The organism is Pseudomonas sp. PME37.24/025, from assembly GCF_055556615.1.
In genome coordinates this window covers 86,311-109,407 of record NZ_JBVHNK010000009.1, presented here as the reverse complement: position 1 = coordinate 109,407, position 23,097 = coordinate 86,311, and the positions used below count along the sequence as shown (strand labels likewise).

At 52.2% G+C, this 23,097-nt stretch carries 18 protein-coding genes; 6 read left to right on the top strand and 12 right to left on the bottom strand.

Annotation, left to right across the window (positions count from 1 at the left end):
* Window positions 1–15: 15 nt before the first annotated feature.
* The 5 genes from ACZ3HH_RS17550 to acs form a co-directional block, all read right to left on the bottom strand.
* Complete coding sequence (locus ACZ3HH_RS17550) at window positions 16–1,128, bottom strand: M14 family metallopeptidase (protein ID WP_465806262.1); 1,113 nt, start codon at window positions 1,126–1,128, stop codon at window positions 16–18.
* Between the two features lies 1 nt (window position 1,129).
* Window positions 1,130–1,828 (bottom strand): ABC transporter permease, encoded by a 699-nt coding sequence (locus tag ACZ3HH_RS17545; protein WP_038979418.1) that lies wholly within the window; start codon window positions 1,826–1,828, stop codon window positions 1,130–1,132.
* A complete protein-coding gene (locus ACZ3HH_RS17540) occupies window positions 1,825–2,514 on the bottom strand; it encodes an ABC transporter permease (RefSeq protein WP_007951063.1) in 690 nt (229 codons plus the stop codon). Before ACZ3HH_RS17540 ends, ACZ3HH_RS17545 begins: the two co-directional genes overlap by 4 nt.
* Window positions 2,515–2,605: 91 nt before the next feature.
* Window positions 2,606–3,379, bottom strand: a complete 774-nt coding sequence (locus ACZ3HH_RS17535) for an ABC transporter substrate-binding protein (RefSeq protein WP_030131768.1) — start codon at window positions 3,377–3,379, stop codon at window positions 2,606–2,608.
* Between the two features lie 723 nt (window positions 3,380–4,102).
* Window positions 4,103–6,058, bottom strand: a complete 1,956-nt coding sequence (acs, locus tag ACZ3HH_RS17530) for an acetate--CoA ligase (protein ID WP_465806258.1) — start codon at window positions 6,056–6,058, stop codon at window positions 4,103–4,105.
* 469 nt (window positions 6,059–6,527) lie between these two features.
* On the opposite strand from acs, the gene ACZ3HH_RS17525 reads away from it, so the two are divergent.
* The 3 genes from ACZ3HH_RS17525 (at window position 6,528) to ACZ3HH_RS17515 (ending at window position 9,047) form a co-directional block, all read left to right on the top strand.
* Complete coding sequence (locus tag ACZ3HH_RS17525) at window positions 6,528–6,791, top strand: DUF2790 domain-containing protein (protein ID WP_465806256.1); 264 nt, start codon at window positions 6,528–6,530, stop codon at window positions 6,789–6,791.
* Window positions 6,792–6,973: 182 nt separating this feature from the next.
* Window positions 6,974–7,327: a hypothetical protein gene (locus ACZ3HH_RS17520; RefSeq protein WP_465806254.1), complete on the top strand. Its 354-nt coding sequence runs from the start codon at window positions 6,974–6,976 to the stop codon at window positions 7,325–7,327.
* 469 nt (window positions 7,328–7,796) lie between these two features.
* Window positions 7,797–9,047: a ribonucleotide-diphosphate reductase subunit beta gene (locus tag ACZ3HH_RS17515; protein ID WP_007905373.1), complete on the top strand. Its 1,251-nt coding sequence runs from the start codon at window positions 7,797–7,799 to the stop codon at window positions 9,045–9,047.
* 119 nt (window positions 9,048–9,166) lie between these two features.
* Here ACZ3HH_RS17515 and ACZ3HH_RS17510 read toward each other — a convergent pair whose 3' ends face one another.
* The 7 genes from ACZ3HH_RS17510 to dcm all read right to left on the bottom strand — a co-directional run bounded on the left by ACZ3HH_RS17510 (window position 9,167) and on the right by dcm (window position 17,673).
* A complete protein-coding gene (locus ACZ3HH_RS17510) occupies window positions 9,167–9,979 on the bottom strand; it encodes an HNH endonuclease (RefSeq protein WP_465806252.1) in 813 nt (270 codons plus the stop codon).
* A complete protein-coding gene (locus tag ACZ3HH_RS17505) occupies window positions 9,976–11,580 on the bottom strand; it encodes an ATP-binding protein (RefSeq protein ID WP_465806250.1) in 1,605 nt (534 codons plus the stop codon). The genes ACZ3HH_RS17510 and ACZ3HH_RS17505 overlap by 4 nt, the downstream gene beginning before the upstream one ends.
* Before the next feature lie 5 nt (window positions 11,581–11,585).
* The gene (locus ACZ3HH_RS17500) at window positions 11,586–12,008 is read right to left on the bottom strand and encodes an EcoRII N-terminal effector-binding domain-containing protein (protein WP_465806248.1); all 423 of its coding nucleotides are present in this window, start codon (window positions 12,006–12,008) and stop codon (window positions 11,586–11,588) included.
* Window positions 12,005–13,918 carry a DEAD/DEAH box helicase gene (locus ACZ3HH_RS17495; RefSeq protein WP_465806246.1) on the bottom strand — a complete coding sequence of 638 codons (1,914 nt, stop codon included), beginning with the start codon at window positions 13,916–13,918 and terminating at the stop codon, window positions 12,005–12,007. Before ACZ3HH_RS17495 ends, ACZ3HH_RS17500 begins: the two co-directional genes overlap by 4 nt.
* Window positions 13,919–14,304: 386 nt before the next feature.
* The gene (locus ACZ3HH_RS17490) at window positions 14,305–14,772 is read right to left on the bottom strand and encodes a very short patch repair endonuclease (RefSeq protein ID WP_465806244.1); all 468 of its coding nucleotides are present in this window, start codon (window positions 14,770–14,772) and stop codon (window positions 14,305–14,307) included.
* Between the two features lie 84 nt (window positions 14,773–14,856).
* Window positions 14,857–16,068, bottom strand: a complete 1,212-nt coding sequence (locus tag ACZ3HH_RS17485; RefSeq protein WP_465806242.1) for a type II restriction endonuclease — start codon at window positions 16,066–16,068, stop codon at window positions 14,857–14,859.
* A gap of 168 nt (window positions 16,069–16,236) precedes the next feature.
* Window positions 16,237–17,673 carry a DNA (cytosine-5-)-methyltransferase gene (dcm, locus tag ACZ3HH_RS17480; RefSeq protein ID WP_465806240.1) on the bottom strand — a complete coding sequence of 479 codons (1,437 nt, stop codon included), beginning with the start codon at window positions 17,671–17,673 and terminating at the stop codon, window positions 16,237–16,239.
* A gap of 576 nt (window positions 17,674–18,249) precedes the next feature.
* Between dcm and ACZ3HH_RS17475 the strand changes: the two genes are divergently transcribed.
* From ACZ3HH_RS17475 to ACZ3HH_RS17465, 3 genes are all read left to right on the top strand, one after another.
* Entirely contained in the window at window positions 18,250–18,759 is a 510-nt protein-coding gene (locus ACZ3HH_RS17475; protein ID WP_465806238.1) for a BRO-N domain-containing protein, read from the top strand.
* 240 nt (window positions 18,760–18,999) lie between these two features.
* The gene (locus tag ACZ3HH_RS17470) at window positions 19,000–21,681 is read left to right on the top strand and encodes a patatin-like phospholipase family protein (protein ID WP_465806236.1); all 2,682 of its coding nucleotides are present in this window, start codon (window positions 19,000–19,002) and stop codon (window positions 21,679–21,681) included.
* Window positions 21,682–22,093: 412 nt separating this feature from the next.
* On the top strand, window positions 22,094–23,083 hold the full coding sequence (locus tag ACZ3HH_RS17465; protein WP_465806234.1) for a hypothetical protein: 990 nt from the start codon (window positions 22,094–22,096) through the stop codon (window positions 23,081–23,083).
* Window positions 23,084–23,097: the final 14 nt, after the last annotated feature.

The following is a 23,097-nucleotide window of genomic DNA, read 5'->3' as shown; positions in this document are numbered from 1 at the left end:
CACAAAAACAGTCAGTCAGTCGTTGAGCAAGCGCCCGTGACGCAGCGCATCGCGCCCCGCCACCTTGGCCAGCCAGAAACCGGGTTGGGCATAACGCAGCCGTTCAATGGCAAACAGCACCCCGGACGTACCAGCACACACCGTGCTGACCCGATCCGATAACGGATCGATCACTTCAAAAATCTCGTCGCCCGCGTCCACCCACTCTCCGGGTTTACGCAGAAAACTCACCACGCCAGGATGTGGCGCGAACAGCAATTCGGTGCCTTCGAACGGCATGCCTTCACAAGCATCTTGCGCAGGTTTTGGCCATTCGCCGCTGATCAAGCCTTGTTCAGCGAGGAATGCCAGAATGCCTTCGGCGTGAGCCTCCGCCTCTGGGCGACCGGTATCGGATTGGCCACCCAACTCGATGGTCGTCGCCAGGCACGCCAGTGGAATCCGGGCATCCGGAAACAGACGCGACAGACGCAGCCATGGCAGTGAGCACGCTTCATCAAAGGAGCTGCCGCCAGAATCTTCCGCCAGCAGACCGACCTTGACGTTCAAGTGTGCAGCCAGGGAACGCCAGTGCGGCCAGTGTTGCGGCAAGGCATACATGTGCAGCGCCGCTTCGCAATCGCAGTGCAAATCCAGCACCACGTCGGCGCTGCAGGCATGGCTGAGCAGAATGCGCTGCATGCCTTGCAACTGACTCTCGGCAGGCGGCAAGGCAGCCAGCACGTCGCTCATGGTTTCACGGATCAAACGGATATTGGCGTGAGGATCGTCACCCAGATGCCCTTGCAGCTCAGCGGCCACGGGCTCGCTCAGCTCGACGAAATCCCGATTGAAGTTCTTGCCGCTGCCGGCTTCGAAACGCCCTTGATGGTTACCCTGAAGCAATTGACCCAGGCCCAGTGGGTTGGCCACCGGCACCAGTTCGATCACACCGTTCAGCAAGCCTTGGGCTTCGAGTTCGGTCAGGCGCTTTTTCAGCTCCCAAGCGGTGCGCATTCCCGGCAGTTCATCGGCGTGCAGGCTGGCCTGGATGTAGGCCTTGCGCTCGCCAGCACCGAAGCGGAACACCGAAATCCGGCGTTCGCTGCCCAGGTGGCTCCACGGCAATGCATGATCGATGCGTTCCATATCAGTGCTTCCGCGGGGCCAAATAGCCCAGCCAGCGGTGCTCGGCCATTTTGAACAGGCGCACCAGAATGAACGTCAGGCACAGGTAGAACACGCCGGCGGTGATGTAGGCTTCGAACGGCAAGTAGAACTGCGCGTTGACCGTGCGCGCGGCACCGGTGATGTCGATCAGGGTCACGATGGACGCCAGACTGGTGGTCTGCAGCATCATGATCACTTCGTTGCTGTATTGCGGCAGTGCCCGGCGCAGGGCCGACGGCAGCAGGATCCGCTTGTACATTTTGAAGCGCGACATGCCCATGGCCTTGGCCGCTTCGATCTCGCCGTTCGGCGTGGCGCGCAGGCTGCCGGCGATGATTTCGGCAGTGTAGGCGCTGGTGTTGATGGCGAACGCCAGGCATGCACAGAACGTGGCGCTGGACAGCCATGGCCAGAGGAAGCTTTCACGCACCGCTTCGAATTGCGCCAGACCGTAGTAGATCAAAAACAGCTGCACCAGCATCGGCGTGCCGCGGATCACGTAGGTGAACAGCCAGGCACTCATGTTGACGACTGCATTCTTGGAAACGCGCATCAGCCCCAGCGGCAGCGCCGCCAGCAAACCGAAGAACAGCGACAGCGCGAGCAGTTTGAGGGTGGTCACCAGGCCGCCGAAGTACAGCGGCAAGGCCTCCCAAATGACGTTGTAGTCGAAGATCATAGATCAGCCGCCCTTACGCCTACCGAGTAGCGCTTCTCAAGGTGACGCAATGCCAGCAACGAGACACTGGTAATCACCAGGTACATCGCCGCCACTGCGAGGAAGAAGGTGAAAGGTTCGCGGGTAGCGTCTGCCGCCTGCTTGGCCTTGAACATCATGTCTTGCAGACCGACCACCGAAATCAGCGCGGTCGCCTTGGTCAATACCAGCCAGTTGTTGGTGAAGCCCGGAATCGCCAGACGAATCATCTGCGGCACCAACACCCGGAAGAACACCTGAAAACTGCTCATGCCGTACGCCATGCCGGCTTCTGCCTGCCCTTTCGGGATTGCCATGAAGGCACCACGGAAGGTTTCCGACAGGTACGCACCGAAGATAAAGCCCAGGGTGCCGATACCGGCGGCCAACGGGTTCAGGTCGATGTAGTCGTCATAACCGAGCATCGGCGCGACGCGGTTGAGCAGGTCCTGGCCGCCGTAGAAAATCAGCAGAATCAGCACCAGATCGGGAATACCGCGGATCACCGTGGAGTACAGATCGCCCAGCCAGGCCAACCAGCGCACCGGCGACAGACGCAACGCAACGCCGATCAGCCCCAGAACGATGGCCAGGGCCATGGACGACAAGGCGAGCTGAAGCGTCAGCCATGCGCCATCGAGGATGACAGCCCCGTAGCCTTTCAACATGATTCAGGTCCTCGAAAGTTGGGATGAAAAAATGGCGCAAACCTCAGAGATCCTGTTGCTTGCGCCATTTCGGACTTGTCGCGGGGACGTATTACTTGCCGTAGATATCGAAGGCGAAGTATTTGTCCTGGATTTGCTTGTACTTGCCGCTTGCACGAATGGCAGTGATCGCGGAGTTGATCTTGTCTTTCAAGGCGTCGCCTTTGCGCACTGCGATGCCGATGCCGTCGCCGAAGTACTTCTCGTCGGTGAAGGCCGGGCCCACGAAGGCGAAACCTTTGCCGGCGTCGGTTTTCAGGAAACCGTCATCCAGCAAGGTCGCGTCTGCCACGGTGCCGTCCAGGCGACCGGCGGCCACGTCGAGGTAGATTTCGTTCTGCGAGCCGTAAGGCTTGATCTCGGCACCCAGCGGGGCCAGGACTTCACGGGCGAAACGCTCATGGATCGAACCACGTTGCACACCGATGTTCTTGCCCTTCAACTCAGCCAGGTTTTCGCTGACCTGAGTGCCGGCCTTCATGACCAGGCGAGCTGGGGTGTTGTAGTACTTGTTGGTGAAGTCCACGGACTTCTTGCGGTCTTCAGTGATCGACATGGACGACAGGATCGCGTCGATCTTGCGCACTTTGAGTGCCGGGATCAGGCCGTCGAATTCTTGCTCGACCCACACGCACTTGACCTTCATCTCTTCGCACAGTGCGTTGCCGATGTCGTAGTCAAAACCCACGATGCTGCCGTCCGGCGCCTTGGAGGCGAACGGAGGGTAAGCCGCTTCGATACCGATTTTTACGGGCTTATCATCGGCGAAGGTCGGCAGGGACAGCACGGACAGTGCCAGGGCGCCAAGCAGCACAAGTTTCTTCATCTTGGGACTCCATCGGTAAAGGGCAAAAACGGCAGAGTGAGCGACAGCCCAATATGCGAATGGGTTAAACAGCGAAGCAGTGCTGCGTCCTGGGAACCGCGGGCTGATTTCAACATTGATTTCAACATTGATTTCAACGCAGGCAACGACGAGCGAGTGATCGGCATTCTAACGACAGGCCCGAAGCCGATATTTCTTCAATGCGACAACAAATTACAGATGCACCGAGAAAGCCACTTGAGCACGTTGACAGCCTTGCAATTTCATGCAAGAGCAAAAGACAGTGAACCGATCTATATTGCAAATTGCGGGCCTATTATTGGCAAACCCTTCTAATCCGGCAAGCGCAGCGTAGTGTCTTATTTTTCCTGCCGGGTTGAGAGGCCCTGAAACGGGGCTTTGCGTTTCCCTATGCCTCGTTGCCGGGCGTGAGGTTACACATTCAGTTACTTGAAGGGTGATGGGTAACAGTGGGAAATAGCCTACGGCGGACATCGATAATTATTGGGCGTTGTTTATGTAGTGCCTGACAAGCTGCCATCGCGGGCAAGCCCGCTCCCACAAGGATTTGTGGCGTGCACACAATCTGAACCACCTCCCGAAAACCTGTGGGAGCGGGCTTGCCCGCGATGAGGCCCGAACGGCCAACACCGAACCATCAGCCAATAAAAAACCCCACCAGGCTCAACACCTGGCGGGGCTTCGATGACTCAAGAACCGCTGTTAAGCGACGTTCATGGTCTTGTGCGTATCAATCAAATGCTGCACCACACCCGGATCCGCCAGAGTCGAAATATCCCCCAACCCATCGTATTCGGCCGTAGCAATCTTGCGCAGAATCCGGCGCATGATCTTGCCCGAACGGGTTTTCGGCAGCCCCGGCGCCCACTGAATCACATCCGGTGAAGCAATCGGGCCGATCTCTTTACGCACCCAGTTTTTCAGTTCCAGACGCAATTGCTCGCTCGTCTCTTCGCCAGCATTCAGGGTGACGTAGACATAAATGCCCTGCCCCTTGATGTCGTGCGGCACACCCACCACCGCCGCTTCGGCGACTTTCGGGTGAGCGACCATCGCACTTTCGATCTCGGCAGTGCCCATGCGGTGCCCGGAAACGTTAAGCACGTCATCCACGCGACCGGTGATCCAGTAGTAACCGTCTGCGTCACGACGCGCACCGTCACCGGTGAAGTACATGCCACGGAAGGTCTTGAAGTAAGTGTCGACGAAGCGGTCATGGTCGCGATACAGCGTGCGCGCCTGGCCTGGCCACGAATCGAGAATCACCAGGTTGCCCTCGGCAACGCCTTCGATGATGTTGCCCAAATTGTCCACCAGCGCCGGCACCACGCCGAAGAATGGACGTGCCGCAGAGCCAGGTTTCAGTGCGTGAGCGCCCGGCAACGGGCTCATCAGGGTCGCGCCGGTTTCGGTCTGCCACCAGGTATCGACGATCGGGCAACGGGATTGGCCGACATTCTTGTAGTACCAATCCCACGCTTCCGGGTTAATCGGCTCACCGACCGAACCCAACAGACGCAGGCTGCTGCCATCGGCGCCTTCTACAGCGGCAGTGCCCGAGGCCATCATCGCGCGAATCGCGGTAGGCGCGGTGTAGAGGATGTTGACCTTGTGCTTGTCGACGATCTTCGCCACCCGGGTGATGTCCGGATAGTTCGGCACGCCTTCGAACAGCAGCGTGGTCGCGCCATTGGCCAACGGGCCGTAGACGATATAAGTGTGGCCGGTGACCCAGCCGACGTCGGCGGTGCACCAGTAGATTTCGCCCGGACGGTAGTCGAACACGCGCTCGTGAGTCATCGCCGCATACAGCAGGTAACCGCCGGTGGTGTGCTGCACGCCCTTCGGCTTGCCGGTGGAACCGGAGGTATAAAGGATGAACAGCGCTTCTTCGGCGCCCATCTCTTTCGGCGCGCACACACTGCCCGCCACTTTCATCAGGTCTTCGTACCAGATGTCGCGATGCTGGTTCCACTTGATGTCGCCACCGGTGCGCTTGCACACGATGACTTTCTGAATGCTGCTGGTTTCCGGGTTGGTCAACGCGTCGTCGACGTTGGTCTTCAGCGGAATTTTCTTGCCGGCACGAATACCTTCGTCAGCGGTGATCACCACTTTCGAGCGGCAATCGATGATGCGACCGGCCAGGGCTTCTGGCGAGAAACCGCCGAACACTACCGAGTGAATCGCGCCGATCCGGGTGCAGGCCAACATGGCGACCACGGCTTCGGGGATCATCGGCATATAGATCGTCACCACGTCGCCGCGGTGCACATCCTGGCCGCGCAAGGCGTTGGCGAACTTGCAGACTTGTTCGTGCAGCTCGCGGTAGGTGATGTTGCGGCTTTCGGCAGGGTCATCCCCTTCCCAAATAATCGCGATTTGATCGCCGCGCTCGGCCAGATGACGGTCGAGGCAGTTGTAGGAAACGTTCAGCGTGCCGTCGGCGAACCATTTGATGTCGACATGGTGATCATCGAAGGACGTCTGCTTCACCGTGGTGAAAGGCTTGATCCAGTCGAGGCGCTTGGCTTGTTCACGCCAGAAGCCGTCCGGGTTGACGACCGACTGCTGGTACATGGCCTTATAGGTGGCCTCGTCAGTCAGCGTGTTGGCTGCTACCTCGGGACGAACGGGATACAAAGAAGCCGCACTCATCTTTCTTACCTCGGTGGAATAGTTGTTTTTGTATGACCCCAGTTGTAGCCGGGCCGGGCCTATAGAACCATTCGACGATGGTAGTAACAAGCCCCTACAAAATGTGGCTATACCGCGACAAGGCGCTCAAATCCGGCTATCAGGGCCTCCGTGGGAGCTGCCGAAAGCTGCGATCTTTTGATCTTCAGTTTTTTAAAGTCGAAAGATCGCCATCTTCGGCAGATTCTGCGCAGTGGTTACGGGCGGGTTCTCGGGGATTGTTACCAAATCTGCCAAAGGTGTTTATCAAAAGCACGGCTATATGCACGTCGCCCCCAGGCCTAAAATCAGCCTCGCCAACACGGCAAGGTGATTAACCCAAGTTGCAGCCCCCACGAAGGCAGTTAATCCAAGACTCTTTATTAAAGCTCCACACGCAATCCCAAAAAGATTGCGTGCCCCCCTTCGACTTCAGAAAGGTAAATTTGAAATGAAAGCTTTATTGGTTCTGGCCCTCAGCAGTCTGTGCGCAACCGCCATGGCAGACGAGGTCCCGACTGATGTCGCACAGCAACAACCCGTCATTGAGGAATACACCTACTCCACTCACCTGGACATCGCCAAAGTTATATCGATGAGCGAAATCCCGAACGTCTGCGAAGTGGTTCCAGCAAAAATGGAATACGACGATTCCAAGGGTCAGCGACACATTCTGCGCTACAGCGTCATGGGTAACGGCTGCTCTAACGGCTGATCCGCCCCCTTCTATCTCCCAAGGCTCGACCCATCCTTTTTAAAGATAGATGAAGCGCCGGGCCTTATATCGACAAACACGATTGCTTTAAGCGTTTATTTGCGCTTTTTAATCAAAATAGTTGGCGTAGGATGAATTCCACACCCAAGGCACAAAACGCCAACGAACCTGGAGCCACTACCATGAAAACCAAACTGATCCTCGCCCTGACCCTTTCCGTCCTGGCCGCTAACACCTTCGCCGCCGATGGCTACGACCGCACTGGCTCGTCTGCTTTCACCACTGAAGCGGCTGTCGCTTCTGACGGTTACGACCACACTGGTTCGGCGTCTTTCGCTTCCGATGGCTTCGATCGAACTGGCGCTGCCAAGGTTGCTGCTAATGGCTTCGATCATACTGGCGCAGCCAAGGTTGCTGCTAATGGCTTCGATCATACTGGCGCAGCCAAGGTCGCCGCTGACGGCTTCGATCACACCGGCGCAGCCAAAGTCGCTTCTGATGGTTCTGACCGCGTAGGCGCAGCTCGCTTCAGCTGAAAACTGAACGCAACCTCACAGCCCGACTTCGGTCGGGCTTAGTCATCTCCCGTTGGAACAACCTGACGAAATACGTTTTTAATGCCTCTCCTACCTTCAGGCCTAGCACACGCTAGCCTCGCGTCATTTCTCTCTCGCCCCTCCCTGCAGGTGCGACAATCTGATAGAAAAAAAAAGCGGTCCGAAGTCTGTTCAAAAGCTATACTCCCCGCCGTTGATTTGGCCGTAAAATATTCTTCTACAGGCCTCAACCCTCGGTAAGCAAAGCCCCATGCGGCTGGTAGGCAATCCGCCCTACCACAACGCGACTAGTCGGCTTGCTCCGTACAGAATCCATTTGCGTGCGTATAAGTTTTACTACTGCAAGCAACATTCCTTTAGATCCAAAGCGGCCAGTAAGGCCGTGTGAAAAACCAACCTATCAGTTTTCACACGGGCAATCTGGCCCTCACGCAGGAGACGACACGTCATGCTGAGCTGGGACGAATTCGACAAAGAAGACAGCGGCGAGACCGTGGTAAAAGGCGCCAACGCCGGCCACGCGACTGAAGCCAACATGGACCGACTCGACACCGCTGGTGGTGTCGCCGCTCAAGAAGCTCGCGCCGTTACCGCGACCGACTCTGCCGCAATCGCCCGTGCCAAAGCTGCCCTGGACACCCTCGACGTCGCCGAAGGCCTCGCCGAACTCGAAGGCGCCTCCGCCCGCGTTGCTGTCGACGAAAAGCGCATGATCAACTGCCGCGCCGACCTCAACCAACTCGTACCGTTCAAGTACGACTGGGCCTGGCAGAAGTATCTGGACGGTTGCGCAAACCACTGGATGCCGCAAGAAGTCAACATGACCGCCGACATCGCCCTCTGGAAAGACCCGGAAGGCCTGACCGACGACGAGCGCCGCATCGTGATGCGCAACCTCGGCTTCTTCTCCACCGCCGACTCCCTGGTTGCCAACAACCTGGTCCTGGCCGTGTACCGCCTGATCACCAACCCGGAATGCCGCCAGTACATCCTGCGCCAGGCCTTCGAAGAGGCGATCCACACCCACGCCTACCAGTACTGCATCGAATCGTTGGCCATGGATGAAGGCGAGATCTTCAACATGTACCACGAGATCCCATCGGTCGCGAAAAAAGCCACCTGGGGCCTGAAATACACCCGTTCGATCTCCGATCCGAAGTTCGAAACCGGCACCGTCGAAACCGACAAAGAGTTGCTGCGCAACCTGATCGCCTACTACTGCGTTCTGGAAGGCATCTTCTTCTACTGCGGCTTCACCCAAATCCTCTCCATGGGCCGCCGCAACAAAATGACCGGCGTCGCCGAGCAGTTCCAGTACATCCTGCGCGACGAATCCATGCACCTGAACTTCGGCATCGACGTGATCAACCAGATCAAAATCGAAAACCCGCACTTGTGGGATGCTGAGATGAAGGAAGAAGCTTCGCAGATGATTCTGCAAGGTACTCAGCTGGAGATTGAATACGCTCGTGACACCATGCCTCGCGGCGTGTTGGGCATGAATGCGGCGATGATGGAGGACTATCTGAAGTTCATCGCTAACCGTCGTTTGAGCCAGATTGGTTTGAAGGAAGAGTATCCGGGGACGACTAACCCGTTCCCGTGGATGAGCGAGATTATGGACTTGAAGAAAGAGAAGAACTTCTTTGAGACGCGGGTTATTGAGTATCAGACTGGTGGGGCGTTGAGCTGGGATTAAGATAAAACTTAGCACCATATATAAGGGCTGCAGATGCGGCCCTTTTTTTGACATTAAAATCAGAAAAATATATAAATCGAAAAACATCATCATCGACACACTAGTGCATTATCACGCGCCTAGATATTTCTTCGAAGAAGACTTTTTAGAGCTGCTACAGCAATAGGAGGACTTTGACGATGTACCATCCTATGACAATTTGCGCACAACGGAACCAAGTCAGTAGCTGGATCTATCACATATCCATCGCCCAAGGCTGAAACTGGCACCGTATGATGAACTTCGATGAAACTTTCACCTAGCTTCCCATAAATTTCTGAAAAATCAAAATCACACGCAACGCATCTAGTTCCATGGACCGCTATGGCAGCTACTCTATTTGAAGGATGGCGTTCATACCTGTTTACCTCAACGCGTATTAATGCACCTTCGGGAAAGCCGCAAACTTCAATTACGGAGTCTAAATCATTCTCCTCTGTAGGTAGCAATGATAAAAGCAACGCCAAACAAGCCTCACCAACTCTTTCTCCGTTGCTTTGAGCAGTCTTCACATCAGTTAATTTTGAACACTTCAACTCAAATTTAGACCAAATCAAATTTTCCTGAAATGCGTTCGTAAGCACTCCATTTATGCTCACCTCACATTTTATTCCTGAACCGGAAAACGATTTCAAAAGAATAAAAAACTCAGCCTTCCGGCTCTCTTCAGCAACACAAATTGTTTTGATCAGTCCCGCAGCAAAGGTATCCGGGATGAATGTAGCTTCAATGGTTCTCCACCCTTGTTGGATTCTCACCTGAAAACCATTAGGAGCATCGATACCATCAACCCGTAGAGAACAGTCCTTCCCATCTTCACCCATCGCCTGACATAACAGTTCCAATCCAAATCTGGAGGTCAAGTGTTTAGATATTTGCGCCGGATTTATCATTCTAATGATCCAGAAGAGTCAGGCATATCCTCTACCAACTGGCGTAACAACCTCGACACTTCAAAACGCATCTCTTCAAATTTCCGCTTATTATCATCACTTATGCAACCTAGCTCGGCGGCACAAAGCGCCCACAATAATGAGTCCAACCCCTGAATTGTCACGCCTGACGAACTGTTTGGAAGATAGACCTTGTGATAGTAAGGATGACTAGTATTAACTTGAACTCCCTGATTACCTGCAATATACGCAGGCTCAAACAGCAATCCATTTAATATTTCAGGAACAGCCTTAACATGGACCTGACCAGGACCATCAGGCTCAACTAGCTTTATTTTTATTTTCGCCTGGCCGCCTTTGTTTGTAATTAAACCTTCTCCGGTAGCCAAATCATACTCATCCAATCTAGCAGTCTTTAAAGAGTCGGCCTTCCCATGAATTGCATTATTGGATGATCTGTGCAAAAGCAGACCCGCCGCTTCGGACACAATAGATTGCCCTTTTCGACTGATCGCCTCCGCCTCTCTGCGAGGTCCAGGTAGAAACTTATCTCTTAACCAATCATAAATTTCTGTAGCCAGTAGTATTCTTGATTTCTTTATATCTACTTGAAACGCCTCATCCAGCTTATGATTAAATGACAGCTCAATACGACAATTATTAAAATGAGGCTCTTTGCGATACATCCCCATCCAGTCCGGGCCATGTATCAGTCGATTTTCTCGATATACATAAATACCCTGCATATCATTTGCAATGCGTGCGGACTTTGCAAGCTCCTGATCTGAAAAATCTTCTTTTCTTGGTAATACAAACGCCCTTACTAAAAAAGAGGTTTTTTCCGTCTCACTAAGATTAATCGTTATTTCTTTACTTGCTAAAGGTTCTAACACTTCAGGCAAACAGAAAGGATCCCAAGCTTCAACACTCACCCCCTGAAGGCTGATCACGACTGTTCTCTCGCGCTCATCAGACGGATCAAGAAAACGTTGGTAAACCATCGATAAGTGAGTTTTTAAAGCATCAATGTATTTTTTTAAAGCCTTTTGCGCATACTTCCCCCCTTGCTCTTTATAGTCCCCTAATAATCTATCTACTTTCTCCCATAACACTACTGTCCCAGCGTCATCAGGCGCTGTTTTGTCCAGTAACTGTTGCTCATACTTTGAAGCATTAGTTATTTCTATTCTCCAGCCGTGATCATTTACCGTATCCAAATCCCAACATGCTTTTAGAACGGTGGTATCTGCTTCGGGCCGAGAAATCAATGTAATTTTTCGACAGAAGGCGGTGGACGCGGTCTTCAAGCCCAATCCAAACTTACCCAAACTTGCAGGATCATCGCGTTTCTTTGAACCGTACCGCAAGGCATTTATTAGACCATTGCGATCCATACCTTTCCCGTTATCGGATATACCGACAATGACGTTGCCTTTGGGGTCCATCCCGATGTCAATACTTACTAGGTTCGCACCAGCCGCAATCGAATTATCTACAATATCAGCTATTGCAGTGTCAAACTCATAACCTGTATCGCGCAATCCCTCTGCCACACGAGTTGGGTCTGGAAGGCATTCTATAAATTTCTCGTCACTATTCATATTTATCACCCAAAATTAATAACCTTCCAACCGCCACGCAACGTAAGCACACCGTCGTCAACAGACTCGCACTGCCTAATTAATGAAATATATCGACGACCATCTTTATCCAAAACCAACTTTACCGTATCTCCTGCTTTAGCATTCTTTGCTCTTAAATACTGGGTCATCCAAGTAAGCCGATATTCGTTCCGCGTACCGCCAAAAAATTTATTGTTGTAATAGATAAATTCCAACCCCCACTTTGAAACCTTATCATCCTCGAAAAAGTTCAACGACACACGCGGATTTTTTTGTTTTGAATCGAGACTTGGAAAAAAATCTAAAATATTGGTTGATTTGGGAATAAGGATTCCGGCTTGGTGCGTGCCAGTTTCACCTGTATCATTTGCACTGAGCTTCTTTGTAATGGATTTTACGTACTTCATATCTCAGACTCTCCAGTAGTAAAAGGAGTTAACTTTAACGCTCGCTCAATATCAGCAGTATCAAGCTGACCTTCATGCCCTACTACAGCTTCATTTGCTAATGAGCGCTTTCTCATCAGACGCTCCATAACAAGTTCTTCTACTGAATCTGAAAAGTACAAATGATGTACAGTTACAGGGCGCTTCTGCTTTCTTCTGTATGCCCTTGCAGATGCTTGATCTTCCACTGCTGGATTCCACTCAGGGTTAAAATGAATAACGTGATTGGCAGCCGTAATATTCAATCCTACTCCCGCAGCTTTCGGATTTAAGGAAAAAAAAGCTGGCCCAGTAAACTCTGAAAATTCATCAACCAAGTTCTGCCTCAAATCAATCGCTACTCTGCCATCTATGTATCCCGACCAAACAGAGGGAAATCTCTTCGGAAGATCCACCATCAACAAATCCGTAAACCCTGTAAAACTAGAAAAAATTAAAACCTTCTCATTTAACAGGAAAATCTCTTCTAATACTTCTAGTAATCGTTGGTATTTTGGCATTCCTTTTGCCGGATCCCCCCAAGAAACTCCTGCAACCAGAGGATGGGTACAGAACTGTCGTAACTTGCTCAACACCACCAACTTTCCATTTGCACCATAGTCAGCGATAGTTTCTTGGCGAAGTTTTTCATAATCTTCCGCCATTTGACTACTCATCACTAAAATTTGAGGGATATCAATTCGATGAGGCAAGTCCGTGGCCACTTCAGAAACCCTTCTACGTAACATGATAGGGGTGATAATTGAAGAAAGGTCCTGCGCATCACACTCATTGTCATCGTAGCGTGCTTGAAAGTTTTTGAGTGTTCCCAAGATACCTGGGAGTGCAAAATCCGCAATTGACCATAAATCGGTCAATTTATTTTCCATCGGAGTGCCGGTCATAGCAATGGAAACACGCCGTGGAATTTTCTTTAAAGAAACTGTACGTAACGCCATTGGATTTTTAATATTTTGGGCTTCATCTATCGCAACGACATTCCATGAAACAGATGACAAAATCAGTTCATCTCGAACAGCGGTTTCATAAGAAACTATGACAACATCAAAATTCTTGAAACCTCGATAGTCACCAGTTCTTTTACCTCCGGCATGTATATAAGGCTTTAGTTGTGGTGCGAAGCTTAGAATTTCACGACGCCAATTTTCGACAAGAGTTGCGGGACAAACGACCAAATTCGGCCCCCTATCTTCGCGCGTCTCTATTGAGAATAGAGAAACAACCTGCAAAGTCTTTCCAAGGCCCATTTCGTCTGCAAGGATGCAACCTATAGACTCATTAGCTATTAGAGATAAAAAAGTAACGCCTGTTTTTTGATAATTAAAAAGACTTACATTACAACTCAATCCAAAATCCGATAGCAACTCAAACTGCGAGTGATACATTTCACTATCAAAAGATACATCTTCAAATTCAACACCTAAAAAATCTCTCGCTCTTAGCCAAACCAGCTGCCCTAAATTAATATTAGAATACAGCTTAATACCCGCCAACTTTAACTCATTAATAACTCCGCCAACTTGAGTCAAGTTAACAAACATCCAAGTAGCATCCGCTATTACAATCTGATCCGTAAATAGCGTTGGGAGGTCGAAAAAAACCCCACCTGCTTTTACTGCCAGCTTTAATTGAAAACCATCTTTAGAATTCCCTCGCACAATTAAAACTGGTTCAGAGGCAAGACGATTAAATTGTATTTGGGGAAGATCCTCCGATGGCTTGCGAACTTTATAATTAAAGATACATGGTCGCTCTTCGTATTCAGCCTCCCATATTGATAAAGCGTCACAATCTACGACAGCATTTTCTACACGCAAAACCACTTCGTTTTGGTCCCTACTCAACCTCCAAACCGCATCGACGTTGCCCATCCCTGCTCCTTGGCTTCTAGCCTAAAAGGGCTATTGCGCCTGCTGCTTAACGCTGAAATAGGTGACCCCGCACCAACATAGCAGTGTGCCACTGTCCAAAACGCGACATCAACGATAACCAAACGCACAGAAAAATTCGACATTTTTTTTAACAATTTTTAGTGTTAAAAAATAGCTGACATTTGCACTGAAAAACCGACCCTCTCATCGCCAATTTGAACAGTTGAAAAATTTTCTCATAATCGAAAAATCAAAGCGGAATTCTTAGCATTCATTCCAGAGTTCAGCAATTCTTCATGAAAACCTTGCAGATAATCACTATTGCTCATATAAAAAAGCCCTCTTTATTAGAGGGCTATTTATCTCAACCGATACTAAAACACAATTCATTTATTCTTTGATTTTTTTCTTGGAGCCGTAATTGGCCACTCCATAATACTTTCAGCGGAATAGATCAGTTCGATAATCTCCTCCATGCATTCAATACGATGTTTTAACCCACACTCCCAGATTGTTAATACTCTCCACTCCATACTTGCAAGCTCGGTCAGTTGACGCCTATCTCTATCGACATTCTTGGAGAGTTTTTCGCTCCAAAAAACAGATCTAGTGGTAGGTAGTACCGAATAAAAACAATCACAATGACGGTGCCAAAAACAGCCATGAATAAATATTGCAAGTTTGTACTTCGATAAAACCAAGTCGGGCGTTCCGGGCAATCCTTTACGATGCAGCCTATATCGGAAACCACGGGCGTGCAGATAACGCCGGACAGTCAATTCAGGCTTTGTATCCTTGCTAAGGATACCGCCCATCATTCTTGATCTCGTCGCGCTATCCACAACATCTATCATTTGCCACCCACTTCATAACTTACAGCATTGGCGTTTGCCTCTAAGACTCCTTTGCTCGCTTCGAAGGTTTCCAAGCCGACACTTTCAGCGAATGGATTTCGTCTCCACGATAAAATCGTCCAGGGTCATCAGCTTGTCACGTATCAGCTCTGGATATTTTGTGTGCAACGGCTTAGGCACTACCAATTTGACGTTCTCGGTCGTCATCTCGGCAAATTGGTGAGGAGAAACTCCTTCTTGAAGCGTAAACAGATGGATCCTGTCCACTCTGTTGGCTTCGTTTAGAACCTGACGCCAGCGGTCCTTGCAGGTTGTTTTGACAGCCAGCATACGCAGCTTTTGATCCGGGAACGTTGGGTCGCGATAGTCGGCGCAAGAAGGGAAGATGAAATCAGGCCGTTTGTTACCTTCTGTTTTGCACTGAGTACTGAACATCGCAAGACCGAACTGTCGAAAGAGATGCTCAAGGTGTATCTCAAGTGATTTTCCCGATCTTGATTTGCGGCGATTGCTGACCGAGTTCGCCATCTGCATAAACTCGTCGACGGAACCGAATCCCTTCCTGACTTGGTGCAAGATGTGAATTTCTTCAATCTGGCGGAATAGTTTGTACTCGTTATCACGCCGCTCAAGGATGAGTTCGTCAGGCGTTGTCTTCATAGAGCGAAAGACAGCAAGAAGATAGGCAATAATTTCTTCGCCACTGGGGAAGGCATCCGCCCATGCCTGCGGAATCGCCACATTGCTAGGCTCTTCATCCGGACTCTGAGCAAAGCCGGCGAACAGCCTGTCACCTCGGTTAAAAAGCGAACTGCCGGGCACTACTTCGCCTATCTTGTCCTCGACAAACTCTTCCTCCTCGAGGTTCTTGCATATCCAGATATCCAGAAATTCCGCATTCCTGCCGACATGGGGCACGTGGAAGGCAAAAATAGCCAATGCTCCCGTGTTTTCCGGATCCTGGGCCGGGTTGCTTTTGACGTCTGTATTCCATCTCGTCAGGCGGTATTCATTGCGCGACCCTGGCCCCTCAAAATGGCGGTTGTTGTAGTAAATACCTCTCAGCGTCTGCTCTGGAAAACCATGTGAAGTGACCTGCGCCGTCAGACTGCAGTCAGGGTTCAGAGATGAGGTGCCGGAAATGGACGGCAACGCTACGGCTACGACAGCTTTTGGCACATAAATACCAACCCCGTTACCGCCCGTGAGTCCTGTGTCATTGGCCGAAAGTCGCTTGATGAATATCCACCAATCTTCTTGATTCTTGCCGTCAATCCATTGGAAAAAGCTTGTCATGGGTACGATCGCTGACCAATTTAGGAGTCTGATGAAAATATGTCCGACAGGTTCACGGTATTGCTGCTGCGAGAAGCTCTCCGACTCAGGAATTCTGTCATGACGTAAAGGCCTGAGTCATGAAGCGGGCCTTCATTCAACGATATATCGATAGAGAGGCGCGATTCATCATTCAGGAAGGGCAAACTCCAACTGTGGCCGCTCCTTATCACCAGTCTTTTCCTTCGCAGCCAAAATCCGGTCCTTCATCAACCGAGCCACAGCTTCAAAAACCGGGACGGCAACCGAGTTACCGAACTGACGATAGGCTTGGGTATCGGATACAGGAATCACAAATTTGCTCTCCCCCGGCTTGTCGAACCCCATCAAGCGCGAGCACTCATGCGGAGTCAGTCGACGCGGTCGATAGAGCTGATTCAGCTCACTATTGAAGTCCAGGCTATCCACAAATCCCCGGTCAACCAGGATTTCAGAACCGTCCTTGTGATATCGCGCCGAGAGCGTACGAGCCACGTCGTTTGGACGGGTCAAGCCAAAACCAAAGCCATTGCCCTTCTCACGATGCTTCGCGGCGTAACGGTAGAGATAATCCCAAAGCTTCGGCGTGAGGATGTATTTGTCATCCACATCCTTATCAAGCAAATCACCAAAGCTAGGTCGCTGCTTGGGTATCAGTTTGCTGATATCACGCAGCGTGAAGCCTTGGTGAACATTCAGGTCACGACGGAAACCTACCAGCACGATTCGCTCACGATGCTGCGGTACGAAGTGTCTGGCATCGATGACCTTGGGGTCTGACCCCTTCGGCGCATTTACATCTGCAACCTCATAGCCCAATTCATCAAGTGCTTCGCAAATGATCCTGAACGTATTTCCTTTGTCGTGGCTTTTCAGGTTTTTCACGTTTTCAAGTAGGAACGCGGCCGGACGTTTCGCGGCGATAATTCGTGCTACGTCAAAAAACAGAGTGCCTTGGGTCTCACATTCGAAACCGTGCTTGCGTCCCAAGGAATTCTTTTTGGAAACACCTGCAAGGGAGAATGGCTGGCACGGAAAACCTGCCAACAGGACATCGTGATCTGGAATTTCGCGATCAATGTTCCTGTAGGCGTCTTCGTCACTAACTTCAGGCTTGTCTGAAAGCGTGACCGAGCGGATATCTAGATTGAAGCGGTGACGAGCAGGATCACAGAAGTGGTTAGCCTTGTAGGTTTTAACGGCGTACTTGTTCCATTCGGACGTGAACAGACATTCGCCGCCGATGGCTTCAAAACCTTTTCTGATCCCGCCGATGCCTGCGAAAAGATCGATAAAGGTGAAGGAAGGTTTGTGGTTGAGACGCTTGGGTAACAGAGCTTCCAGGCGAGTGAATTCAATGTGGGAAAGCTTCGGCGAAGCCTTGCCTTTGACCCAGCGATTGATTGTTTCACGACACCACTGGGTCGGGCTAACATCGTTGAGAATCTCGGCGAGCTGCCCTTGATCGTAGATCTCCAGCAGCTTGTGCAGCAGTGCAAGATCAGTCACAGGATGAGTATCCGGCTCATGGGGGGCCGAAGTCGTTTCGCTCAAGGATTCAAAAGATGGTGTTTCAAAAAGATTCATGAGCCCGAAATTCCTCTGGGTCAAAGCTGTGACGAACGGTCACCATTCTAGCCCCGTAAACCTCAAAGTAAATGAAATTTCTGCGAATCCGTGACATGAGGCATAGCAACACGGATTGTGGGCGAGGCAGAAATCAACAGTGAACAAATACTGGATATAAACACAGCATAATTTACTCACTGCCATTGTCCAGATTTCATTTCGCTTGTTGAAAGGTAGGAAACATCGCTGGTTGACGACTCCCTCTGATCCCCCTACCCTCGGCTCCGAGCCTAAGAAACTCTACAAACCAGAGCGGTCCTCCGCACCCGACAGTCATGCGGCTTTTTTTCGTCTGCGGTTTCTCTACGCCTGCGAGAAAATCCCCGTTATGTCGGGAGTGGGCGAATACAAGACCCGAAAGGGGAATATGTCCGGCCCGTCTCTGGTGGGTTTCTTAGCTCCCGACACCCATAACGAATGCCCTAAGAAAGCAGCCAGAGGTAAAGGAAATGCCTGAATACCCATCCTTCACGATGAAGGTGAATTGCCGTATCCGCAGATCAAATCCCGTGCTTCCGCTTCAGGAGGTACTCCATGTCTGAACCACTCACATCAACCCTTTTCACCCGTCACAACATCTACCTTCACGCCCTTCTCGTGGAGAACCAAGCCTGGTTCTGCGCTCATGACCTAGGGCGTTTGATGGGCAAGTACCTCGATGAACGCATGTCGCGCAAGCTCGATACTGATCAACGACAGATGATGTTTATCTATGCCCACGGAGCTGCAGAAGAACGTTTGATGGTGAGTGAATCAGGTGTTTATGCGTTGCTGGTTTATCACTACTGCCCGGAGTATCGATTGCTGCGCGAGTGGCTGACGCATCAGGTGGTGCCTGCCCTGCGTGACGCTCGACCATCGCGAGCGGTCGAGCGTCCGACGTTGAGCGTGCTGGATTGGCCTCAGATGTCGCTCAGCATGCTGCACTGGCAGGATGAACCCTGGATTCGGTTGCGGGATATGCCTTGTGTGTTGGCTGATGGTCCATTCAATCGGCGTGAGTCCTGGTGGCGGAAGGCTTCCAGGGTGTTGCGCGGGTTCTGATTGTTTGTCGTGACATAAAAAATCCGCTGTTTGAGGTTCAGGTAGCGGATTTTGTTATGTGGCATCTTCATTGGCGCTTTCGGCCTGACCTGCCGCGTTTGCCGGTTTAGGGGCCGCTTCGCAACCCAACGTGTCTGCCTGCAAGGCGCCAACCAGCCGAACACAAGGCAATTTGCTGTCTGACATCCGACTGCTTAACTATCCCTTACCGGAAGGATATCTAGCTCAGAGGACGTGCGAATGTCGGAAACAGACCAGTATGCGGCCGAGAGGGCACGGATAGACGAACGCAGAGAGTTTCTCGAACTAGGCAAGAGCACTAGCCCAAGTGGACGCTGGGCCCTCGCTCTGTCAGGTGGGGGTATCCGCAGCGCAACCTTCTCTCTTGGTGTATTGCAGGCACTGGCACGCGCGCCGGTACCACCAATCAAGGGAGATTTTGAGAAGGAAGAGAAGGACAAGATTGGCGGCTACCTGCTCCCTCATTTCGACTACCTATCCACTGTTAGCGGCGGCGGTTATATCGGAGCCTTCTTCGGCAGCCTATTCCTCCCAGGGCGCAGTGATCCACGCCAGGCATCACTGGCCGATCAAGAAGTCAGCGAGGCCGCCGCGCGGCAAGCAGCAGAGCATGCCTATGAAACCTTAAGATTCGAACCGCCGGGTCGCATCCATACCCATAAGGACTACGAAAAAAAAGGAGCTGTTGGCGAAGCGTCGATGGCTTGGCTACGCGAGAATGGCCGCTACCTGACTCCATCGGGGTCTGGTGATCTGTTCTACGTCCTGGGTCTGACATTGCGCAATCTGCTAGCCCTGCATTATGTCATCGGCATGCCATTGTTTGTGCTGTTGGCTTTCTACTCTGCGGCTCTGAACGCATTTGCTAATTCACATGGCACCTCGCTGTGCAACCCAGACCCCACCTGCAACAACTTCGGCTGGTGGCTTCCCGCAGCATGGCTGACACTACACACGATGCCATTGATGCTGGCTTTCTGGCTCATCTACGCGCGACAGGATCAAGAAGAGCGCACCACTGTATTCAACGCCGCCAGCATCGCAAACTTCTTTGTGGCCGTTGCACTCGGCCTAGTGTCCTGGCTGATGTTTGAGCAGTTAGGTAACGCCGTATGGCTGTTCGGCAGCGCTGCAGTCGTGGTGCTTTTCGCCAATCTGTATCAAGTCGTCTTGACTTTACTTAGCAGGTCACCTCGCACTATGGGTGACGGTCTGGAGAGCACTGATACGGTAAAGAGCTACAGGGTCAGGGTTACCCGCTGTCTTTCTGTCAGTCTAATCGGTGTGCTGGTTCTGGGATTCCTACCCTCTGTCCAATGGTTCTCCGTCGGCTTCTATAAATGGATGCACTCAGGCGATACCAAGGCGCTCACGCCTTTCGTTCTATTATCGGGAGTTATCGGTGCGGTTAAGGGACTGGCCGGCATGCTTGACGACAAGAAATTGCCGACTTGGGTACGCCGCATGCCTCTGGGGCTGATCGCAGGCGCTGCAGGCGCTCTGATGTTTCTGAGTACTGCCGTGCTCTGGGGTGGGCTGGTCGAGTGGCTGCGTTGGAACGGTAAATATCCCAGTATTTATGGGGAGGTCACAGGCACCCAATGGCGCCTGCTAACAACGGCGGCAGCCGCTACCCTGCTAACAATCATTTCGGCATTGTTCATCGACTTTCTCAACCTGTCGTCACTGCACTCCTTCTATTCTAGCCGGCTGGCGCGGGCCTACCTCGGGGCCTCCAACAGGCTGCGCTTCGCAAACAGGATAGATGGCAAGCGCGGCAAACCACGTATGGGTGTGACCGATGCAGTCATGGGCGACGATGTTACGCTGGACCACTACTACGGCACCCAGACCTGTGCCCCGCTGCACCTAATCAATGTAACCATGAATCTCACCGTGGACCCCGGAGAACAGCTGGTTCAGCGGGATCGAAAAGGTAAACCTCTTTGCATCGCCCCAGGCTACCGTCAGCAAGGCCTGGAACCGGTCAGCTTCATCCTGGACGGCACGCCGTGCCTGCGTTCGAAAAAGGACGGGCTATTCAGCGAGATAAATCAGCCTGTGACACTGGCCCACTGGATTGCTACATCAGGGGCCGCGTTCACAACAGGCCTCGGGCGAGCCACCTCGCTGGGCACCTCGCTGGCGCTGGGCCTGGCCAACGTCCGCTTGGGTATCTGGTGGCCATCCAACTTCCTCGAGCAGGGTGAAGAGCCCAATGCTCCTAGCCGTCGAAAGGACAAGGGAATCGCCCGACTCCTGACAACCCAGACCTATCTGTTCTACGAACTGACGGCGCACTTCCACGGCCATCGCCGCGACTTCCAGTATCTCTCCGACGGCGGTCACTTCGATAATACTGCTGTATATGAACTGCTACGCACAGAGCGGGGGATAGAGCTGATCGTGCTGTGTGATAACGGGTGCGATAGTGACTATCGTTTTGACGATCTCGCCAACCTAGTGCGTCTAGCGCGCATTGACCATAAGTTGGAAATTCGCGAAGACACAGCCATTCGCGAGATCAGCGCCCTATCACCAATCTTTGGCGGCCCAGTCGGCGATGAGACTACTGGCGATGAAAAAGCTCGGCGCTGCGCCCTGCTCTTCAATGTCCATGATCAGGCTCAGTCGGATTTCGTACGCTGCCGTATCCTGGTGCTCAAGCCCTCCCTGCTCGTCGACCTGCCGCTGGACGTGCGCAATTACGCCATGAATCATCCAGCCTTTCCCAACGAGAGCACCGCCGACCAGTTCTTCGATGAGGCCCAGTTCGAGAGCTACCGCAAGCTCGGGCTAAGCATTGGCCGATTGCTGTTCGGTGACCGAAAGATGACCGAACAGACCGCAGTGGTAGGAGCCCTACGAGACTATCTGTGGCCGCGGATCGGAGAACGTTAATACCAAGACCTTAAGCTTGTATCATAGATAATCCGTTCAATCGGCGTGAGTCCTGGTGGCGGAAGGCTTCCCGACTGTTGCGCGGGTTCTGATTGTTCGTCGCTGCATAAAAAATCCGCTGTTTGAGGTTCAAGCAGCGGATTTTGTTATGTGGCATCTTCACTGACGCTTTCGACCTGACCTGCCGCGCTCGCCGGTTTTGGGGCCGCTTCGCGACCCAACGGGGGCAAGCCCCCTCGCCACAAGTCGGTGGTCGACTTGGTGACTGTTGTGAGTTTGAGAATCGCGGGCAAGCCCGCTCCCACAGGTTTGGTGGGTTGCCATCGATTTGCGGTGTATTGAAAACATTCAGTGCAACCCGCCCCGCCTCCCGCTATTAATACCCTTCCCCACTCAAGGACCCGAGCCCGCCATGAAATTCGACCTCGCCTACTGCCTCAGCCTCGACGACAAGCTGTCGATCTATGACGTGCGCGATTTGAATTTCGACGAGACGATGGAGTTCGATTCCGCCAAGGAGCACTTCCAGTGCCCCAACGATGCCTGCCGTTCAGCGTTTGATACGACCAATGCGTTGGGGACATTCAACGCCAAGAACGTGAATTACGTGCGTACGCCGCACTTCAAGAACATTCCCAGCACGCGGCATGTCGAGGGTTGTCCTTATGTCAGTCTGAAGACGCCGGCGTCTGGTCTGGAGGCGGACGGTGCGGAATCGGATGACAGTCGGGAGGAGCATTTCCCGTCGGAGTTGTTGCTGACTCGCCGTGAGTATGTGCGTAAGCCGTCGAACCCAGCCGTGGCGGCGGATGTCATGCGGGATGACCCAAAACCAACTTCAATGGCCAGTGACGTCGAGCATCCGAGTCGGGAGTCGGCGCCGGACAAGACCAGTGTCTTCGCCCATCCGGTGGAGTGTTTTGTGTCGAACTTCGAGGACAAGGAGCTGCTCAAGCGCATGCCGCTGAAGATTGGCGAGCACTCGGCGCCTTATGGGTCGTTCTTCAAGAAGATCGAATACCTGCAGGACAACAAGGGGCTGATTTACTGGGGCAAGATCAAGGAGATCAAGGATTACACGCAGAGCTTTCGCATCGATTTCGAACAGAAGGTCTGGTTCAAGCAACCGGACGAGGCGAAGAAGAAGCCTTATTCGGTCAATGTTTACCTGAGCAAGAAGCTGATCGACAACTACCGCAAGCGCAAAGCGTTTCTGGAAGAGATCAAGCACGCCATCGACAGTGAGGCGCAGTTGTATTGTTTCTTTTATGGGGTGACACCGGAGTTAAAGCAGGTGCCGAGCAAGAAAAACCCCGAACAGACGTTCGGGGTGTTCAGTGCCAATATTGAGAACCTGGATCACTTCATTATTCGTGAAGCGCCGGGGTTGGCGGACAAGTAAATTCGCCTCAGGGC

Excerpts from the sequence above, each read along its gene's own strand:
- ACZ3HH_RS17550 (WP_465806262.1), bottom strand. The coding sequence starts at position 1,128 with ATGGAACGCATCGATCATGCATTGCCGTGGAGCCACCTGGGCAGCGAA.
- ACZ3HH_RS17545 (WP_038979418.1), bottom strand. The coding sequence starts at position 1,828 with ATGATCTTCGACTACAACGTCATTTGGGAGGCCTTGCCGCTGTACTTC.
- ACZ3HH_RS17540 (WP_007951063.1), bottom strand. The coding sequence starts at position 2,514 with ATGTTGAAAGGCTACGGGGCTGTCATCCTCGATGGCGCATGGCTGACG.
- ACZ3HH_RS17535 (WP_030131768.1), bottom strand. The coding sequence starts at position 3,379 with ATGAAGAAACTTGTGCTGCTTGGCGCCCTGGCACTGTCCGTGCTGTCC.
- acs (WP_465806258.1), bottom strand. The coding sequence starts at position 6,058 with ATGAGTGCGGCTTCTTTGTATCCCGTTCGTCCCGAGGTAGCAGCCAAC.
- ACZ3HH_RS17525 (WP_465806256.1), top strand. The coding sequence starts at position 6,528 with ATGAAAGCTTTATTGGTTCTGGCCCTCAGCAGTCTGTGCGCAACCGCC.
- ACZ3HH_RS17520 (WP_465806254.1), top strand. The coding sequence starts at position 6,974 with ATGAAAACCAAACTGATCCTCGCCCTGACCCTTTCCGTCCTGGCCGCT.
- ACZ3HH_RS17515 (WP_007905373.1), top strand. The coding sequence starts at position 7,797 with ATGCTGAGCTGGGACGAATTCGACAAAGAAGACAGCGGCGAGACCGTG.
- ACZ3HH_RS17510 (WP_465806252.1), bottom strand. The coding sequence starts at position 9,979 with ATGATAAATCCGGCGCAAATATCTAAACACTTGACCTCCAGATTTGGA.
- ACZ3HH_RS17505 (WP_465806250.1), bottom strand. The coding sequence starts at position 11,580 with ATGAATAGTGACGAGAAATTTATAGAATGCCTTCCAGACCCAACTCGT.
- ACZ3HH_RS17500 (WP_465806248.1), bottom strand. The coding sequence starts at position 12,008 with ATGAAGTACGTAAAATCCATTACAAAGAAGCTCAGTGCAAATGATACA.
- ACZ3HH_RS17495 (WP_465806246.1), bottom strand. The coding sequence starts at position 13,918 with ATGGGCAACGTCGATGCGGTTTGGAGGTTGAGTAGGGACCAAAACGAA.
- ACZ3HH_RS17490 (WP_465806244.1), bottom strand. The coding sequence starts at position 14,772 with ATGATAGATGTTGTGGATAGCGCGACGAGATCAAGAATGATGGGCGGT.
- ACZ3HH_RS17485 (WP_465806242.1), bottom strand. The coding sequence starts at position 16,068 with ATGACAAGCTTTTTCCAATGGATTGACGGCAAGAATCAAGAAGATTGG.
- dcm (WP_465806240.1), bottom strand. The coding sequence starts at position 17,673 with ATGAATCTTTTTGAAACACCATCTTTTGAATCCTTGAGCGAAACGACT.
- ACZ3HH_RS17475 (WP_465806238.1), top strand. The coding sequence starts at position 18,250 with ATGTCTGAACCACTCACATCAACCCTTTTCACCCGTCACAACATCTAC.
- ACZ3HH_RS17470 (WP_465806236.1), top strand. The coding sequence starts at position 19,000 with ATGTCGGAAACAGACCAGTATGCGGCCGAGAGGGCACGGATAGACGAA.
- ACZ3HH_RS17465 (WP_465806234.1), top strand. The coding sequence starts at position 22,094 with ATGAAATTCGACCTCGCCTACTGCCTCAGCCTCGACGACAAGCTGTCG.